The 18,958-nt window shown below is 33.8% G+C and carries 14 protein-coding genes; 5 read left to right on the top strand and 9 right to left on the bottom strand.

Going from position 1 to position 18,958, the window contains the following annotated elements; genetic code table 11:
* Nucleotides 1-386: 386 nt before the first annotated feature.
* The 5 genes from B9N71_RS07465 to aceE form a co-directional block, all read right to left on the bottom strand.
* Nucleotides 387-743 (bottom strand): hypothetical protein, encoded by a 357-nt coding sequence (locus tag B9N71_RS07465; RefSeq protein ID WP_085165220.1) that lies wholly within the window; start codon nt 741-743, stop codon nt 387-389.
* A 624-nt stretch (nt 744-1,367) separates the two neighbouring features.
* The gene (locus B9N71_RS07460; protein WP_085165218.1) at nt 1,368-1,724 is read right to left on the bottom strand and encodes a hypothetical protein; all 357 of its coding nucleotides are present in this window, start codon (nt 1,722-1,724) and stop codon (nt 1,368-1,370) included.
* Nucleotides 1,725-2,102: 378 nt separating this feature from the next.
* Nucleotides 2,103-3,527, bottom strand: coding sequence for a dihydrolipoyl dehydrogenase (lpdA, locus tag B9N71_RS07455; protein ID WP_065560236.1), 1,425 nt, complete (start codon nt 3,525-3,527; stop codon nt 2,103-2,105).
* 16 nt (nt 3,528-3,543) lie between these two features.
* Nucleotides 3,544-5,139 (bottom strand): pyruvate dehydrogenase complex dihydrolipoyllysine-residue acetyltransferase, encoded by a 1,596-nt coding sequence (gene aceF / locus B9N71_RS07450; RefSeq protein ID WP_085165216.1) that lies wholly within the window; start codon nt 5,137-5,139, stop codon nt 3,544-3,546.
* Nucleotides 5,140-5,151: 12 nt separating this feature from the next.
* Nucleotides 5,152-7,818, bottom strand: coding sequence for a pyruvate dehydrogenase (acetyl-transferring), homodimeric type (aceE, locus tag B9N71_RS07445; RefSeq protein ID WP_065589946.1), 2,667 nt, complete (start codon nt 7,816-7,818; stop codon nt 5,152-5,154).
* A gap of 377 nt (nt 7,819-8,195) precedes the next feature.
* Between aceE and lipB the strand changes: the two genes are divergently transcribed.
* Nucleotides 8,196-8,816, top strand: coding sequence for a lipoyl(octanoyl) transferase LipB (gene lipB / locus B9N71_RS07440; protein ID WP_065589947.1), 621 nt, complete (start codon nt 8,196-8,198; stop codon nt 8,814-8,816).
* Nucleotides 8,817-8,826: 10 nt separating this feature from the next.
* A complete protein-coding gene (gene lipA, locus B9N71_RS07435; protein WP_065589948.1) occupies nt 8,827-9,786 on the top strand; it encodes a lipoyl synthase in 960 nt (319 codons plus the stop codon).
* Between the two features lie 39 nt (nt 9,787-9,825).
* Here the strand turns inward: lipA and B9N71_RS07430 are convergent, their stop codons facing one another.
* Entirely contained in the window at nt 9,826-11,598 is a 1,773-nt protein-coding gene (locus B9N71_RS07430; protein WP_085165214.1) for a DUF3413 domain-containing protein, read from the bottom strand.
* A gap of 189 nt (nt 11,599-11,787) precedes the next feature.
* On the opposite strand from B9N71_RS07430, the gene B9N71_RS07425 reads away from it, so the two are divergent.
* The 3 genes from B9N71_RS07425 to B9N71_RS07415 all read left to right on the top strand — a co-directional run bounded on the left by B9N71_RS07425 (nt 11,788) and on the right by B9N71_RS07415 (nt 14,818).
* Nucleotides 11,788-13,560 carry an AAA family ATPase gene (locus tag B9N71_RS07425; RefSeq protein ID WP_143422083.1) on the top strand — a complete coding sequence of 591 codons (1,773 nt, stop codon included), beginning with the start codon at nt 11,788-11,790 and terminating at the stop codon, nt 13,558-13,560.
* Between the two features lie 117 nt (nt 13,561-13,677).
* Nucleotides 13,678-14,199, top strand: a complete 522-nt coding sequence (fabA, locus tag B9N71_RS07420) for a bifunctional 3-hydroxydecanoyl-ACP dehydratase/trans-2-decenoyl-ACP isomerase (protein ID WP_034909831.1) — start codon at nt 13,678-13,680, stop codon at nt 14,197-14,199.
* Between the two features lie 97 nt (nt 14,200-14,296).
* Nucleotides 14,297-14,818 (top strand): thermonuclease family protein, encoded by a 522-nt coding sequence (locus B9N71_RS07415; protein ID WP_244178536.1) that lies wholly within the window; start codon nt 14,297-14,299, stop codon nt 14,816-14,818.
* A 426-nt stretch (nt 14,819-15,244) separates the two neighbouring features.
* Here B9N71_RS07415 and cspE read toward each other — a convergent pair whose 3' ends face one another.
* From cspE to B9N71_RS07400, 3 genes are all read right to left on the bottom strand, one after another.
* Nucleotides 15,245-15,454: a transcription antiterminator/RNA stability regulator CspE gene (gene cspE / locus B9N71_RS07410; protein ID WP_085165212.1), complete on the bottom strand. Its 210-nt coding sequence runs from the start codon at nt 15,452-15,454 to the stop codon at nt 15,245-15,247.
* Between the two features lie 303 nt (nt 15,455-15,757).
* On the bottom strand, nt 15,758-16,567 hold the full coding sequence (gene proC, locus B9N71_RS07405) for a pyrroline-5-carboxylate reductase (protein WP_085165210.1): 810 nt from the start codon (nt 16,565-16,567) through the stop codon (nt 15,758-15,760).
* A 341-nt stretch (nt 16,568-16,908) separates the two neighbouring features.
* Nucleotides 16,909-18,345, bottom strand: a complete 1,437-nt coding sequence (locus B9N71_RS07400) for a hypothetical protein (RefSeq protein WP_143422082.1) — start codon at nt 18,343-18,345, stop codon at nt 16,909-16,911.
* Nucleotides 18,346-18,958: the final 613 nt, after the last annotated feature.

The following is an 18,958-nucleotide window of genomic DNA, read 5'->3' as shown; positions in this document are numbered from 1 at the left end:
ATAGATAATTTATTTTTTACTGAAACGTATAGTTACCTGAAACTTTTTGACAAAAATTGTCTTATAAAAAAATAAAAATGCCGTTAGTTTAAGCTAACGGCATTTTATTAAGTAAATAAGGATGCAACAGGAAAGGCGTGTTCAAATATTAAATTTTCATCAGCAAAAACATTCAGTTTTAACATATCAAATTCTGTTACCAACATCCAAATATTGTTTAATACTGTGTGAATCAATATTCCAAGCTATTTAATCAAAGGCAGAAAGATAGAACCGTGTTTTATGAATTTTATTTATAATAATTTCTATTACCAATGATTACTGAGTATTTTTAGGCTGTCAACAACCAACAATAGATAGGTTTATGTTGGTATTGCTTCTATCAATTAATCATATTCAATTTTATATCTGCCAATAACATCAAAAATATGATCATAAGTACTAAGAATTACGCGTTGCTTGCCTTTTTTATGAACTTCATCTACTAAATCAAAACTAGATTTTGAATATTTTTCATAAGGGTATTCATCTATTAGATAAATAGATAAGCTATCAATATCACTAAAAATAAATGTAACTTTAACTTCTGGAGCATCTAGGATTTCTGGCTTACAGCCTGCTAATGATAATGATGTATTGACCATCAAAGTGAATGGTATACATTCTAATTTAACGTCAGATAATATCAATGCATTGCGTGTATAAATAATGCCGTATTTTGTTTGTATTTCCTGTGTATTCATATAAACCTCATTTTTTCAATTTATTATTAATGGGTATTGTTTTTCTGAAAAATCTTTTTATATATTTACAGACAAATTTATCTGCGATAAATCATCTGAATAAAATCCTAAGTATTCTAATCTTTTTAATAATATAAAGACATCTGTTAATAACCAATACTAGGGTATTGACGTTTACGAAAGTTATCAATGATATATAACTTATTTATCTCTCGTTTTCATTAAGATCAACACTTAGTTATTTAATTCATTTTTTACTGAAACGTATAGTTACCTGAAACTTTTTGACAAAAATTATCTTATAAAAAAATAAAAATGCCGTTAGTTTAAGCTAACGGCATTTTATTAAGTAAATAAGGATGCAACAGGAAAGGTGTGTTCAAATATTAAATTTTGATCAGCAAAAACATTCAGTTTTAACATATCAAATTCTGTTACCAACATCCAAATATTGTTTAATACTTTGTGAATCAAAATTCCAAGCTATTTAATCAAAGGCTGAAAGATAGAACCGTGTTTTATGAATTTTATTTATAATAATTTCTATTACCAATACTTACTGAGTATTTTTAGGCTGTCAACAACCAACAATAGATAGGTTTATGTTGGTATTTCTTCTATCAATTAATCATATTCAATTTTATATCTGCCAATAACATCAAAAATATGATCATAAGTACTAAGAATTACGCGTTGCTTGCCTTTTTTATGAACTTCATCTACTAAATCAAAACTAGATTTTGAATATTTTTCATAAGGGTATTCATCTATTAGATAAATAGATAAGCTATCAATATCACTAAAAATAAATGTAACTTTAACTTCTGGAACATTTAAGATTTTTGGCTTACAGCCTGCTAGTGATAATGATGTATTGACCATCAAAGTGAATGGTATACATTCTAATTTAACGTCAGATAATATCAATGCATTTCGTGCATAAATAATGCCGTATTTTGTTTGTATTTCCTGTGTGTTCATATTAACCTCATTTTTTCAATTTATTTTGATTGGTATCGTTTTTTTGAAAAATCTCTTAATATACTTACAGACAAATTTATCTTAGATAAATCATCTAAATCATCTGAATAAAATCCTAAGTATTGTAATCTTTTTAATAATATAAAGACACCTGTTAATAACCAATACTAGGGTATTGACGTTTACCAAAGTTATCAAAGATATATAACTTATTTATCTCTCGTTTTCATTAAGATCAATACTTAGTTATTTGATTCATTTTTTACTGAAACGTATAGTTACCTGAAACTTTTTGACAAAAATTATCTTATAAAAAATAAAAATGCCGTTAGTTTGAGCTAACGGCATTCTATTAAGTATATAAATGACCTTTTATTACTATTTCTTCTTCGCTTTAGCATTTGGTAAATCAGTGACAGAGCCTTCATAAATTTCAGAGGCTAAGCCAATTGATTCATGCAATGTTGGGTGAGCATGAATTGTTAATGCGATATCTTCGGCATCACAACCCATTTCGACAGCTAAGGTGATTTCACCAAGTAATTCACCACCATTTGCACCAACAACCGCACCACCTAATAGGCGATTATCTGCTTTATTGAAGATCAGTTTTGTCATCCCTTCAGAGCAATCAGAAGCAATAGCTCGTCCTGAAGCTGCCCATGGGAAGATTGATACTTCATAATCAATACCTTTCTCTTTCGCTTCTTTTTCAGTTAAACCAACCCAAGCAACTTCAGGTTCAGTATAAGCGATAGAAGGAATGGTTTTTGGATCAAAGAAGTGTTTTTTACCTGCAATTACTTCTGCTGCCACATGACCTTCGTGTACGCCTTTGTGCGCAAGCATTGGTTGACCAACAATATCTCCAATTGCATAGATATGCGGAACATTGGTACGCATCTGTTTATCGACTTCGATAAATCCACGGTCAGTAACATTAACGCCTGCTTTTTCCGCACTAATTAACTTACCATTTGGTGTACGACCAATAGCCACTAATACCGCATCATAAGTATGAGTTTCGGTGCTGCCGTCTTTCTTTTCCATGGTAACATAAATTGCATCATGTTTTGCTTCAACGGTAGTAACTTTAGTTTCCAATCGTAAAGTGAATTTCTTTTGGATCTGTTTAGTAAAGACTTTAATTACATCTTTATCAGCAGCCGGAATCACTTGATCAAACATTTCAACTACATCGACTTCTGAACCAAGTGCATGGTATACAGTCCCCATTTCAAGACCTATAATTCCGCCACCCATCAATAATAATTTTTTAGGAATGGTGGTTAAGGCTAAGGCATCTGTAGAATCCCAAATACGAGGATCATCATGTGGAATAAAAGGCAACTTGATTGGACGAGAGCCCGCTGCAATAATTGCATTATCAAAGGTGATCTTAGTGATTCCTTTTGATGAAGTTACCTCCATTGTATGACTACCAGTAAACTGTGCTTCACCTTGAATAACATTGACTTTGCGCATTTTGGCCATACCAGCTAGTCCATTAGTCAGTTGACTAATTACTTTTTCTTTCCAGCCACGCACTTTGTCTAATTCAAGTCTAGGTGTACCAAAATGGATACCATGTTCGGTTAATGATTTTGCTTCATCCATTACTTTAGCAACATGAAGTAATGCTTTTGATGGAATACAGCCTACATTTAAACAAACACCACCAAGTGTTGAATAACGTTCAACAAGGGTAACTTCTAGTCCAAGGTCGGCAGCACGGAACGCAGCGGAATAACCCGCTGGTCCTGCTCCTAAAACCACAACTTGTGTTTTAACATCTTGACTCATAATTTGATCTCCTTAATTACATCACTAAACGACGTAAGTCGGATAAGACGTTAACAATATGGCTTAAGAAGCGTGCACCATCAGCACCATCAATAACTCGGTGATCGAATGATAATGATAATGGCAACATTAGCCGTGGTGTAAACTCTTTGCCATTCCAAACTGGTTTCATGCTAGAGCGAGATACACCTAAAATACCAACTTCTGGCGCATTAACAATTGGTGTAAACGAGGTTGTACCAATGCCACCAAGGCTAGAAATAGTGAAACATCCACCTTGCATATCGCTACCTGTCAATTTACCTTCACGTGCCTTTTTAGAAATTGCCGCAAGCTCACGAGAAAGTTCAACAATACCCTTTTTATCAACATCTTTAAATACTGGTACTACAAGACCATTTGGTGTATCGACAGCAACGCCAATATTAATGTATTTTTTGATAATTAAGGTTTGGGCATCTTCAGATAATGAGCTATTAAAGCGTGGATACGCTGTTAATGCACTTGCTACCGCTTTCATGATAAACACAAGTGGCGTGATCTTAAGATCAAGTTTTTTCTTTTCTGCTTCTGCATTTTGTTGCTTACGGAATGCTTCTAAATCAGTAATATCTGTTTCATCAAATTCTGTCACATGCGGAATCATTACCCAGTTACGGTGTAAATTTGCACCTGATACTTTTTGAATTTTAGTTAATGGTAAACTTTCAACTTCACCAAATTTGCTAAAATCAACTTTAGGCCATGGTAATAGACCAGGTAATGCACCACCTGTAGCGCCACTTTCAATTTGTTTAACAGCATTTTTTACGTAAGTTTGAATGTCTTCACGTAAAATACGGTTTTTAGGACCTGTAGCAGTAACTTTTGCTAAATTTACCCCAAATTCACGTGCTAAACGACGTACAGATGGTGTTGCATGAGCATAAGCATCGTTTTCAACAAACTCATTGCTTGATGAAGCAGGCGCTGATTTTGCAGCAACTGGTGCTGGCGTTGGCTCAGGTGCTGCTTTTTCAGCAACAGGCGCTGCGGCAGCTGGAGCTGCTTGAGTAACTGGAGCTGCACTAGATGTGGTTTCAAATTCCATGATTTTGGAACCTGTTTTCACTTTATCACCCACTTTTATCGTGATACTTTTAACCGTACCAGCAATGGTTGCTGGTACTTCCATTGAGGCTTTATCACCCTCAACGGTAATTAATGAATCATCAACAGATATAGTATCACCTACTTTTACCAAAATTTCCGTTACTTCGACTTCATCACCACCAATATCTGGAACTTTTACATCTACAATTTGGCTAGTTGCAGTTGGCGTTACTTCAACTTTTGGTGCTTCTTGTGCTGTAGCTGGAGCTGGAGCAGCAGTTTCGCCACCTTGCCCATCAAAGACCATAATGTCAACGCCTGTTTTGACTTTATCGCCAATTTTTACAGAAATAGATTTAACAATACCAGCCTGTGGTGCAGGGATTTCCATTGATGCTTTATCACCTTCAACTGTCATAATTGACTGATCAGCTTCAACTTTATCACCTATTTTAACCAGAATTTCGGTTACTTCTACTTCGTCACCACCGATATCAGGTAATTTGATTTGAATACTCATTATAATAACCTCTTATGCAATTCGTGGATTAAGTTTATCGGCATTGATTTCGAATTTTTTGATCGCATCTTCAACAACGCTAACTTCAATATCACCACGTTTAGCAAGTTCACCCAATGCTGCAACCACAACATAAGATGCATCGACTTCAAAGTGATGACGTAAATTTTCACGGCTATCACTGCGACCGAAACCGTCAGTACCGAGTACTCGATAACTTTCAGCAGGTACAAATCCACGAATTTGCTCAGCAAACAATTTCATATAATCAGTTGAAACCACCGCTGGATTGTTATTCATAATTTGTGCAACATAAGGCACTTTTGGTGTTTCACTTGGATGCAACATATTATATCGTTCACAATCTTGACCATCACGAGCCAGTTCAGTAAATGATGTTACGCTATAAACTTCTGAGCTAATACCATAATTTTTAGCTAAGATTTCAGCCGCTTCACGAACATGGCGTAAAATAGAGCCTGAACCTAGTAACTGAACAGTCGGTTTGCCTTTTTGACCCTCAACGGTATCTAGTTTATAAATACCTCGTCGAATGCCCTCTTCTGCACCTTCTGGCATTGCTGGTTGTGCGTAGTTTTCATTGAGAGTTGTAATGTAGTAGTAAACGTTTTCTTGCTCACCATACATGCGACGTAAACCGTCTTGCATGATTACTGCAACTTCATAAGCATAAGCAGGATCATATGATATACAGTTAGGGATGGTTAATGCTTGAATGTGACTGTGACCATCTTGGTGTTGTAGACCTTCACCATTTAGCGTTGTACGACCAGAGGTTCCACCAATCATAAATCCACGTGCTTGTTGATCACCTGCTGCCCACATTAGATCACCAATACGTTGGAATCCAAACATTGAATAGTAAATGTAGAATGGAATCATTGGAAAATCATTTGTGCTATATGAAGTGGCCGCAGCAATCCAAGAAGCCGTTGCACCACATTCATTAATTCCTTCTTGAAGAATTTGACCTTTCTCATCTTCACGATAATAAGCCACTTGTTCTTTATCTTGTGGTGTATATTGTTGACCGTGTGGATTATAAATACCAATTTGACGGAATAAACCTTCCATACCAAAAGTACGTGCTTCATCAGCTAGAATCGGTACTAAACGTGGAGCAAGTTCTTTATCCTTAAGCATAATATTAAGCGCACGGACAAATGCTATAGTGGTTGATATTTCTTTCGATTGAGCTTCAAGTAATGACGCAAATTCACTTAATGGAGGAATTGAAACAGTTCCTGAAAAATGAGTTAATCTAGATGGTACATAACCATGTAACGCTTCACGACGCTCATGAATGTATTTGTATTCTGGCGTGTGTTCCTCAAATTTGATGTATGGTAATTTTTCAAGTGCTTCATCTGTCACTGGAATATTGAAGAAATCGCGAACATGACGCACGCCATCCATATTCATTTTTTTCACTTGGTGAGCGATATTTTTTGCTTCAGCAGCAGCCCCCATACCATAACCTTTTATGGTGTGAGCAAGAATAACAGTTGGGCGATCTTTAGTTTCTTTTGCTCGTTGGAATGCTGCAAACATTTTAGCAGGATCTTGACCACCACGGTTTAATCTAAAGATTTCTTCATCAGACATATCTTTAACTAATTCAGCAGTTTCAGGGTATTTACCAAAGAAATGCTCGCGAACATAAGCACCGTCTTTTGATTTTAATGTTTGATAATCACCATCAAGTGTTTCATTCATTAGTCGAATTAACTTACCAGATTTATCTTTTTGGAGAAGTTTATCCCAACGGTCACCCCAAAGAACTTTAATTACGTTCCAACCAGCACCAGCAAATACACCTTCTAGTTCATTGATAATTTTGCCATTACCCGTTACTGGACCATCTAAACGTTGTAAATTACAGTTGATAACAAAAACTAAATTATCTAGTTTTTCTCGTGTTGCAACGGTAATTGCACCTTTTGATTCTGGTTCATCCATCTCACCATCACCTAAGAAAGCATAGACAGTTTGTTCAGAAGTATCTTTCAACCCACGATTTTCTAAATATTTTAAGAAACGTGCTTGATAAATGGCATTAACAGGACCAAGCCCCATCGATACTGTTGGAAATTGCCAAAATTCTGGAAGCAATTTAGGATGAGGGTATGATGGTAAACCTTTACCATGAACTTCTTGACGGAAATTATCTAATTGCTCTTCGGTTAAACGTCCTTCAATAAAGGCTCGAGAATAAATACCTGGTGAGATGTGCCCTTGGAAGTAAATTAAATCACCGCCATCTTTTTCATTACGAGCACGGAAAAAGTGGTTAAAACAGACTTCATAAAAAGTAGCTGCAGATTGGAACGATGCCATATGTCCACCAAGCTCTAAATCTTTCTTTGAAGCTCGTAACACCATCATAATTGCATTCCAACGGACAATTGAACGAATACGTCTTTCTATTTCCCAATCGCCAGGATAAGTAGGTTGCTCTTCTACTGGAATAGTATTGACATAATTACTTGTTGAAGATCCAAAAAGTACTGGAACACCCCCATCTCTCGCCTTATTAACTATTTGTTCAATAATATACTGTGCACGTTCGATTCCTTCTTCTCGAATAATAGACTCAACACTTTTGAGCCAATCTTGTGTTTCAATGGGATCGACATCATTCATTTGCATGTCCGACATATAAAAACCTCTTTTTTTGTTTAGAAAAATGCATTATTTGCTATTCTCAATTACATTACAAAACGTAATAAAAGAAAGCTTAAACTCTGCATTACGGAGCTTCATTAATATCAGTCTGCCATTTAAAAAAAAAAAGTAAAGCAAACTGCCGCTTTGAAAAGAATGTTAATTCCTATCAAATTAATCAACTATTTCAATACTAATAATAAAATAAATGGTATTTATCTGATAAATAACTAAATTTTACTTAATAATAAATTTAAATATTATTCCTAACAGCTATGCTTAGAATAACTACAAGTTGTCAAGTTATTACAAAATCTGTTATATACTTGTAAAAATTTCGATAATATTACTTGAAGACAACAGAAAAAACTATGATCATTAATAATGTCATAATCAAAGACTTAAAAATTAAACCATATGTGTATACCTATCAAGCTATGCATGACTTTACCAAACAACGCAATGAGCATTCTCTTGATGAAATCTGGTTAGTCGAGCATGAACCGGTATTTACCCAAGGTAAAGTTGGTAAAGCAGAACATTTATTAAATCAGACAAATATCCCTGTTATTCAGACCGATCGCGGTGGTCAAATTACTTACCATGCTCCAGGTCAACAAATCATGTATATTTTATTTGATTTAAAAAGACTTAAGATAGGTATCCGAGATGTAGTTAGTTATTTAGAAAATAGTGTCATTCAAACATTGCTCCATTATGGTATTATAGCTAATGCAAAGTCTGATGCACCAGGAGTATATATTAACGAAAAGAAAATTTGTTCACTTGGTTTGCATATCAGTCGTGGCTGCACTTTACATGGACTTGCATTCAATGTTGATATGGATCTTTCCCCTTTTAATAACATTAACCCTTGTGGCTATGCTGGATTACAAATGACGCAACTAAAAGAATATGTCTCTCAAATTGACCGTAAAGAGATAAAACAACTATTAACTAATAATTTTATTAAGCAGTTACCTCAAAGATAAGATACCAATTATGCAAAATAATGAAACAATAATCAGAAGTTCGAAATATCGTGATGCCGAAAAGACGCGCTTAATTCCAACTGTAACATTAGAAGATGTCGCACCGCTAAAAAAACCTGAATGGATGCGAATTAAATTATCTGCTCACTCTGATAATATAGCACATATTAAAAACACAATGCGCAAACATGGATTACATTCAGTCTGTGAAGAAGCATCTTGCCCTAACTTAGCTGAATGTTTTAATCATGGCACGGCTACTTTTATGATTTTAGGTGATATTTGTACCCGCCGTTGCCCATTTTGTGATGTAGCTCATGGTAGACCATTACCACCAGATAGTAAAGAACCCATTAAGCTAGCGCAAACCATTCAAGAAATGAAATTACGCTATGTTGTTATTACCTCGGTTGATAGGGATGATTTAAAAGATGGTGGAGCTAGCCATTTTGCTAATTGTACTCGAGAAATCAGAGAATTAAATCCAAATATAAAGGTTGAAACATTAACTCCTGATTTTCGTGGTTGTATTGATGAAGCAATTGATGTCTTAAGTGATAATCCTCCCGATGTATTTAATCATAATTTAGAAAATATACCTCGCTTATATAAAAGGATTCGACCTGGTGCTAACTATGAAGGATCACTTAAATTACTGGCAGCATTTAAAGAACGACATCCTGAAATTCCTACAAAATCTGGCTTAATGGTAGGACTTGGCGAAACAAATCAAGAATTAATTCAAGTGTTAAAAGATTTACGCAGCCATGGTGTTACTATGTTGACGCTTGGTCAATATTTACAACCAAGTAAATATCATTTACCCGTTGAACGTTATGTTTCGCCACAAGAATTTGAAGAATTAAAGCAAACGGCATTAGACATGGGATTCACACATGCAGCTTGTGGACCATTTGTACGTTCATCTTATCATGCTGATTTACAAGCAATGGGCAAAGAGGTGAAGTAATCTTCACCCCCCTTTTTATAATTCTACTCAAAAGCTAAATTAATTATCGACAACCATAAAACGGCGATTTTCAGTAACGATTTGCAAAAAGATGGGTAAGCTAATTTTTTCTTCTTTTTGCAATTTACCATTAATATCATAAATTTTAGAACGACCAAAAGCATCTAAAACAACCGTTTTATCATCATAAAGTGCTGCTATAGTATTTTCATCACCAGCAACTAGCCATTGTCTAGGCTTTTGAGTAAATAGGTTTTTACCTTGACTGTATTGTTGAGGTGGCGTAGTAACATAAAATGCGTCTTGCATTAATGTAAGCATAATATCAGTTTGCGAAGTTGCTTCTGTTATTTGAGCACTTCCTTTATTCGGCCATGATATAATCAATGGTACTTTTAATGATTCTCTCTTAAAATCACTACTTGTATTGCGTGATGCTACTTTTTTCACCTCATCAATTTTAATATCATTCGAACCAGTAATAACAATAATCGTATCATCATAGGCATTAGATAATTTTAAATAGGCAATTAATGATTCAATGTATTGATCTAGCCTTTTAGCTTCTGATTGAAGATCAGATATCGTGATTTTTTTATTTTTATTACCCAATGAATATTGGATTATAGAAAACAAAGGTGCATGATTAGCAAGGCTATTTTGTTCTTCATGCCAAGTCCTCCAGTTTTCTGTTATTTGTTTATTAGATTGTTTTTTAGGTTGTGGTATTGAAAAATTAGATAACAAAGCTGAACGATATAAAGGCTCAGCAAAACCATCTTCCGAAAATAGACCTAAGTTGTAGTGCTGTTTTGTAACGACATCAAGCAATACAGACGGTTTATGTCCAACAAGGATACTATTATAGTAGTTAGGATCTAATCCATAAAACAATGAAAAGTCATTTAAATAGGACTGATTACTTGCACCATAATGATTAGCAAAGAAAATATTATCTTGAGAAAATTCATTTAACCACGGCATATGTTGAGTTAATAAATTAGTATTCCACCCTTCAATAACAATCATTAACACATTATTTTTTATTGGCTTTTGATTATAAACAATATTTCCCAACGGATATTCAATTGCCATCGCAAAAGGATTCCCTTCTTGAGCAACACGATCACGATAATCATTTTCTTTAATAAAGCCATAGCGCTCAAGAAAATGGCGAGCAGTTAAAGGATAAGAAAGAGGTAGGCTTGAACGCTGCATAGTAATTGGTCGATAAAAATTAGCATCAGCCCAAATATGAATCAAATGTGAGGTAACAAAACAAAGAATAAAAAGAATTACTACGGGCTTTGCATAACGTTTACGTTTACTTAAACTACGTAATTTTTTCCAGCTCCATACCGAAAATAAAATTTCAATCAACAAAATAAACGGAATAGCAATAAATACCGTACTTAAATAAGTGACTTTTTGCGATGAAAATAATTGCCAAATAGACAAATTAAGGTGCATTCTAAAATGCGAAAAAACTTCAATATCAATAATTAGTAATGAAAGACCTACTGTTGCAAAAACCGTTGCAATTATCCTTTGCCATCGAGATGAATGAATGAAAAAACTTAACGGAAAAAGCAGAATCAAATAAGCAATAAAGGTCAAATAGCTGAAATGTCCGATTGCACTAATAATTGCATAAAATCGCCCCATAAAAGTACGAGGCCAATCTGCAATAAATAAATATTGACTACCTAGTAAAATTACAACAAAAATATTAAACAACGTAAACCAATGCCCCCAACTAACAATTTGTGAGGCACGATAGTCTTTGAAGTAAGTATTTTTGATTTTGAGCATATTAAGTCGTTGCTAATGGTGATTATTAAGATGAATAAACAATAAATTATGTTTTAGTTTACCTGATTTTAAAAAATCTTTCTGTAAATTTTTTATTTGCTACCATAAAGATTTTGGTAATCTGTTGGCGATACATCGGATACTTGTTATAATTTCAAAATGAAATAAGTTAACAAAAAGATAAAAACTTTGGCAATTAAACAACTCAACGCAAAACAGATCCAGCCTGATTTATCCTATATTTCTGAACTTAGAAACAAAACTAATAATTCAATATCATTAGCATCAGAAAAATCAGAACATTTACTCATGTGGCAACCACGTGTGGCCTCAGCCTTAGCACTGTTATGCCCACCCAAAAGAGTATGTTATAGCCCACGTTTTATGTTGCTTAAAGCACCTGAAAGCGAGCTTTTTTTTGATTTACTAAGACAAGCCATTAAATCTGATTTATATTCACCTTCATTAGGCTATAGTTATTTTTTTAGCGAAAGTAAAATTACGCTGGCCAATGCAAAGAGCAAACAAGATAATTTTGCAGCTCAAGACAATTGTTTATTTGCATCTTCTGTTGATAGTGAAAAACTATTTGGTTGTGTTAGACAACCTGAAAATAGCCCTATAAAATTACAAGCTGGACTTGTTCATCGTGCTAATGGCGGCATTTTAATTTTAGGCCTTCGCTCACTACTTAGCCAACCATTGTTATGGTCTAAACTAAAACAAATGGTAATAAAGCAAGAGTTTGAATGGGTTTCAGCTGACGAATCTCATCCTTTACCTTTGTCTATTCCTCCTATGCCACTTGATTTACGAATCATTTTAGTTGGGGATAGATTAAGTTTAGCAGAATTACAAGATTTTGAACCTGAATTTTATTCAACTTCTATTTATACTGAATTTGAAAATGAATTGCAGGTCAAATCGCCAGAACAAATCGAACAATGGATTAATTATTTAAATTTTATTGCGAACAAACAACAATTACCCAATATTGATACCTTAGCTTTAGCAAAAATTTACAAAGAGGCTACTCGCTATACAGGTGATCAACATTACCTTCCTCTTTCAGTAGATTGGATTAATTCGCTATTAGTTAATGCTACACACTTTATGCAAAATAATGTAATCGATGAATCAGCCATCACTTCTGCTATAAAGCAAAAATCATGGCATGAAAATTATTTGCAAGAAAGGCTACATGAGGAGATATTTAGTAATCAAATAATGATTAATACTAAAGAGCAAGTTGTTGGTCAAATAAATGGCTTATCAGTCATTGAATACCCTGGATATCCAAAAGCGATTGGTGAACCCACTCGTCTAAGTTGTCTTATTCATTTTGGTGATGGAGAGATAATTGATATAGAACGCAAAACAGAATTAGCTGGTAATATTCACTCAAAAGGAATGATGATAATGCAGGCATTTATTATGTCTGAATTTGCTATCAATCATCAATTACCTTTTTCAACTTCTTTAGTGTTTGAACAATCTTACAGTGAAATTGATGGTGACAGCGCTTCACTTGCGGGGCTTTGTGCAATCATTAGCGCTTTATCACAACAACCTATTGATCAACAATTGGCTGTTACTGGTTCAGTAGATCAATTTGGTCATGTCCAATCAATTGGTGGAGTGAACGAAAAAATTGAAGGATTTTTTGCTGTTTGTAAACAACAAGGCTTAACAGGTCAACAAGGAGTGATCATACCAGCCACCAATCAACGCCATTTAAGTTTAAATGATGATGTTATTGAAGCAATCGATCAAGGAAAGTTTTCAATATGGTCTGTTGAACATGTTGCTGATGCGCTTTACCTACTAACAGGTATTCCTTATAAAGATAAAGATAGCATTAATCTTTACCAATTGATTCATGCACGTATGCAAGCAGTATTGTTGCAGGACAAAAAACAAGATAGTTGGTTAAGTAGATGGCAAAAATATTGCAAAAAGTAATAATACCAAATAAACTTTGGTTCAAAATTTTATTAATTACGAAATAGAAAAAGAGAGTTAGCTAACTTTCAATTTTTCAAAACATGTTTTAATTTACATTAAATAAAAGGTTTTTTTATGACATTTGAACGTAAATCATCGTACGATAAAGCAGATCTGATTAAATCAGGCAATAATGAATTATTTGGTCATGATGGACCACCATTACCATCTGATTTAATGTTAATGATGGATCGTATTATCGAAATGAATGAAAACGGTGGCAACTTTGGCAAAGGTTTTGTTGAAGCTGAACTTGATATTAATCCCGATTTATGGTTTTTTAAATGTCATTTTAAAAACGATCCAGTTATGCCTGGTTGCCTAGGACTTGATGCTATGTGGCAATTAGTTGGATTTTATTTAGGTTGGATTGGTGGTAAAGGGAAAGGCCGCGCTTTAGGTGTTGGTGAGGTAAAATTTACTGGCCAAGTACTACCAACCAATAAAAAAGTAACCTATAAAATCCATTTCAAACGTGTTATTAATCGCAAATTAATTATGGGTATCGGTGATGGTGAAGTTTTTGTTGATGGTAAGCTTATTTATCAAGCATCTGATTTAAAAGTAGGTCTATTCCAAGATACCAACGCTTTTTAATTTAAAGCTACTCATTCTGTCAGCCTTATTAAATACAAGTAAGGTTGACATCATCTCTTTTTTATTAAATCCATATTTAGTTATAGCATGAATAATCATGTATAATGCTACAAATTTTTATACTTTTTTATTTATAATGAATCGTTTAAAACCTTTATTAATTTGTATTATTTTATTTTTTTTATCAAACACACTAGTTTATGCTGATTTCAATGGTAAAGTTGTCAAAGTAATTGATGGCGATACAGTTGATATCTTAACTATCAAAAAACAAAAAATCCGTGTTCGTTTGCTTGATATCGATGCGCCTGAAAGTAAACAAGCCTATGGTAATGTATCACGGAAATATTTAGCTTCACTCATTGCTGGTAAAAATGTTTTTGTTAAAGAAAACAAAAAAGATATCTATAAAAGAACCTTAGGTACTATTTTTTTAAATAAAGTTAATATCAATGCCAAAATGGTCGAAAAAGGTTATGCTTGGGCATACCGTTATAAAGGAGTAGCTAATAACAAAATAATGGTAAAATTAGAGACTAGAGCAAAACAAAATAAAAAAGGACTATGGAAAGATAAACATCCAATAGCTCCTTGGGATTTTCGACATAATAACAAATAAGGCACCTTATAAAATACCTATTTTTTTAGGGGGGAGTGAAGCTTCAACATGTCAATGTGAACCAATAACTAGTTTACAGTCCACTTCTTGATTATCGACTGGTGGTGCAGAAATTTATTGTTTATTATATTCTAAGCTTTGTTTGATTATGTCAGTTTGTTATTTAATTGCTAAATCATCAGGGCTAGTTTTGAGTAAAGTATCAATTTTATAAAAACTTTTTACAAACTTCAGATAAATCAGTCATAGTTACTGAAAAAATGCCTAAAGGCGCCATAAAAATACTAATTTTTATCCTTTATTACATTTCATTGATAATCTATAAAAAATAATTTGAATATTATAAAATAGCTAGGATGTAGCGAAGAATTTTAGGATGGAAATATATAAATCTTACCAGCAAATGCTGATAAGATAATAAAAGACTTAGATTACAATAACATCAGCAGCAGAAGGACCACGAGGGCTGTCTTGAATTGAAAATTCTACTTGTTGACCTTCACCTAATGTTTTGAATCCATCGCCAGAAATTGCAGAGAAATGTACAAATACATCTTTGCTACCATCAGCGGGGGAAATGAAACCAAAACCTTTACTTTCGTTGAACCATTTTACTTGACCAGTTTTCTTAGACATAATAATCTTCCTATAAATAAATTAACTTTAGCCCTTAAAGGACTATATTCAAAAACATAAAACCTAGATTACTTATTAACACTAAGAAGAATATACTAAAGAAAACTAATCTCTAAGCTATAGTAAACTACAAACTACATATATCGAAATGTTACAAAATAAATCCGCATGTCGTATGCTTGTTTCTATTTACTCATAATTAGTTTACTAATGCAAGCAATCTTTTTAAAAGATTACCTATTATATCAGTAAAAATAATTCATAACGCTAATTTAAAGATATAACATTATGAATTTTATAACATTAATCTTTTGCCATCATTTGAGATTTTTTTATCGTTGCTTCCACTGCATCAATAACTGCTGACCTAAATCCTTTGGCTTCAAGTAGTTGCACACCCTCAATGGTTGTACCCGCAGGTGAGCAGACCATATCTTTTAACTCCCCTGGATGTTTACCTGTATCTAATAGTAGTTTTGCCGATCCCAAAACTGCTTGGGCAGCAAACTTGTAAGCTTGTTTTCTTGATAATCCGCCTTTAACCGCACCATCAGCTAATGCTTCAATAAACATAAACACAAAAGCGGGGGAAGATCCACTTGCACCAATAACTGCGTCAATTAAATCTTCAGGAACAACTTCCGTTTCACCAATACAATTTAACAATTGTTGAACAATAGACAATTCTTCATCGGTAATTTCGGTATTAGGGGTAATTGAACACATAGCGGCATTAACAAGGGCTGGTGTGTTAGGCATAACTCGTATAATTTTTTGCTCATAACCCACGCATTTGGCAATTGTTTTAATGGTAACACCTGCCGCAATTGAAATAACGATGGTATTTTTCTTTAATTCTTTTTGAATATCAACAAGTACATCAACAATCACATTAGGCTTAACCGCAACAAAAACTATATCGGCTTCTCGAGCAACATCTCTCGCTGAATCAAGATTATTTACTGAATAAGTTTGATTAAGAACTTGACCTTTTTCTGGATGATGATCATAAACATAAATTTGGGTTCCCGGCACAATATTACTGCCCAAAATACCTTGCAATATGGCATTCCCCATGTTACCTAAACCAATAAAACCAATTTTTTGTTCCATTTATTTACCACCTTTTTAATATCAATGCTTTTTCACAATTATAGAATATTTTTTGATACAAAACCCACTTTTTAACAATATAGTTTATTGTTAATTATTTTTATAAATATTTTAAATCTAAGGTTAATTTCTATTAAAGTGTGTGCTCAATATTTGTTATACATTTTACTTTTTAAATAAGAAAAGTAGTATTTACTGGCATATTGCTTAAAAACTAATTAGCAACCACATTAGTTCTTAGTCTACATCAATGTACATTTTATTGGCTATCTCGGCAAAAAATTTAGTTTTTTCTTGCCTAAATAACCATGATTAGACGTGTTTTAGATGGTAGCTGCAAACTAAGGTGTAACGCAGGCTACTCTATAATCTTGATCCGAATGATCTCTATCACCAACACCACCAGTATTGGCCTCTACAACATAGTTATATCTCCAACGATTTTGATCATCTGAAGTCCAATAAGCGGCTCTAGAATCTCCCCAAGCAGGATCGCCAACACGAAAATATTCCCAATCACTGTCTTTATAGTAAAGCTGTGTCATACGACCCCATTCACTAAGTAATCCCCCCATCCAATAACCATTTGCTTTATAACTAATTTTTCTCAGATAAAACGGTTCAACTATACCTATTTGCCAGTTGACTTTACTAGCCCTTCCATTAGTAAAATCAAGTACTTTTATTATCCGATACCCACCACCATTAAAATTATTACAAAATGCTACTGCATTTTGATACCCACCAGCACCACCACCTTTTTTAGCTACATACCAACGCTCAAGCTTAAAACTATATAATGGTTGATTACTTTCATCTCGCCAATAAAATGTCGAAGGTGTAAAAGCCCCGGGATTTTCTAAACTTGGGCCAGTTAAGGTAATTTTGACTAAACCAGTAGGAGAACTATTTTCCCTATGCAATTTGAGCGTTACGCCTCCTTTGGAAATTGTATCACCATTCGTATTAATAAATTCTTGTGCTTTCATTCCTGCAACGCTCAAGTAAAAAAATAAATTATGAGAGCCTGTGGTTGGAAAATTTGCCCCAGGATTCGCTGGATTATAAGCATAAAATCCCCTGTGCTTATTCCACTCACCATTACCTGCGTTAATAGATGAAATCGCTCCATCATAAGGGATTTTACCCGAGTGAAAATCAAACTCTAAATTTGGTTTTGCGTAACAAAACTTAGGTTTATCCACCTTCGGATAAATGAAATAGGTATGTCTTCCTCCCGTAAAATGCCCTCCTTGAGATGGTATGCCATATTCTGTTTCAATACTCATATCCCCAACTTCTAACGTCAATTTATAAGGTGCATCACACCCATTGAGTAAGCTATTGGCATGGTGCTTCACATAATCAGTAATATCTTGCCCTTCTATATTTTCCCATTTAATTTTTAATTTACTTGAATTGACACGATGAAGTGTATCGCCATCATCATCCTTCCAATAACCATTGTCATCAATCACTTTATCTGCCAATACCTCTGGATAATCTCCATGAGGTACTAATGTCTTAATATCTGCAAAAGTGGCCGAAAGTTTATCTAACACTAATGGATTTTCCATACTTGAGCTATCATTTGATACAGTAATAATTTTGTTTCCGGGCAATGTTACTGATAATAAGGGACTAATTGAATCGGCATGGGTTGCACCGCCATCAAAGGTTAAATAAGGCGCAGTACCGTGAATGCGCTCAGAAGTTGTGGCCGATAATGCCTGCGATTCTAATGAGTACAGCAATAACAACAATGGCGCTAATGCCAATGGGATTTTTAAAGATAGTTTTGTGAATAATTTCGATAATAATTCGAGAGATAATTTCGAAGATATAAATAAGTTTCGTGTAAAAACTCGTCGAATAGGATTATTTGATAAATTTAAGACATAGGTTTGCCAGTGCTTGTGCCTTGTGCCTTGTGCCTAAAATGATAATGCATTTCGTTCCACCTGTCAAGTAATACTTTGTTTTATTTGTATTTTTTTGATTGTTTGCTTATTTTTCTATAGCAATAAGAGTATAGTCGTTAAAAAAAAAATTGGCTAGTTTTTTGGCGGACTTTTTTGTAAAGAAATGTAAATAAATTTAAAGAAACATAAAGATAGAAATGATTCAGTTATAAAAGTAGGTGAATTTTTTAATTAAAATATGATGTCAGATTTCAGGCATTTTAACCTTTGGTGGAATGATTAATATTGCTGATAACATCTAAAACACAAACACGCCCAACAGCCCAATTTGGCGTGCTAGCTTTACTTCATTATCGGCATATTTTGGCGCTCTGATAAGGCAAACTTATTAATATTATGGTGCTATAAGCGTGTTTCTTGCTCTAAAATATCTCAGGTAGACTATTGATTTTATTGGATTTTTTATTTT

The sequence above is a fragment of the Gilliamella bombi genome (assembly GCF_900103255.1).
Classification (GTDB): Bacteria; Pseudomonadota; Gammaproteobacteria; order Enterobacterales; family Orbaceae; genus Gilliamella; species Gilliamella bombi.
Note: the sequence above shows the minus strand (reverse complement) of the source record. Positions and strands in the feature narration are given on the sequence as shown.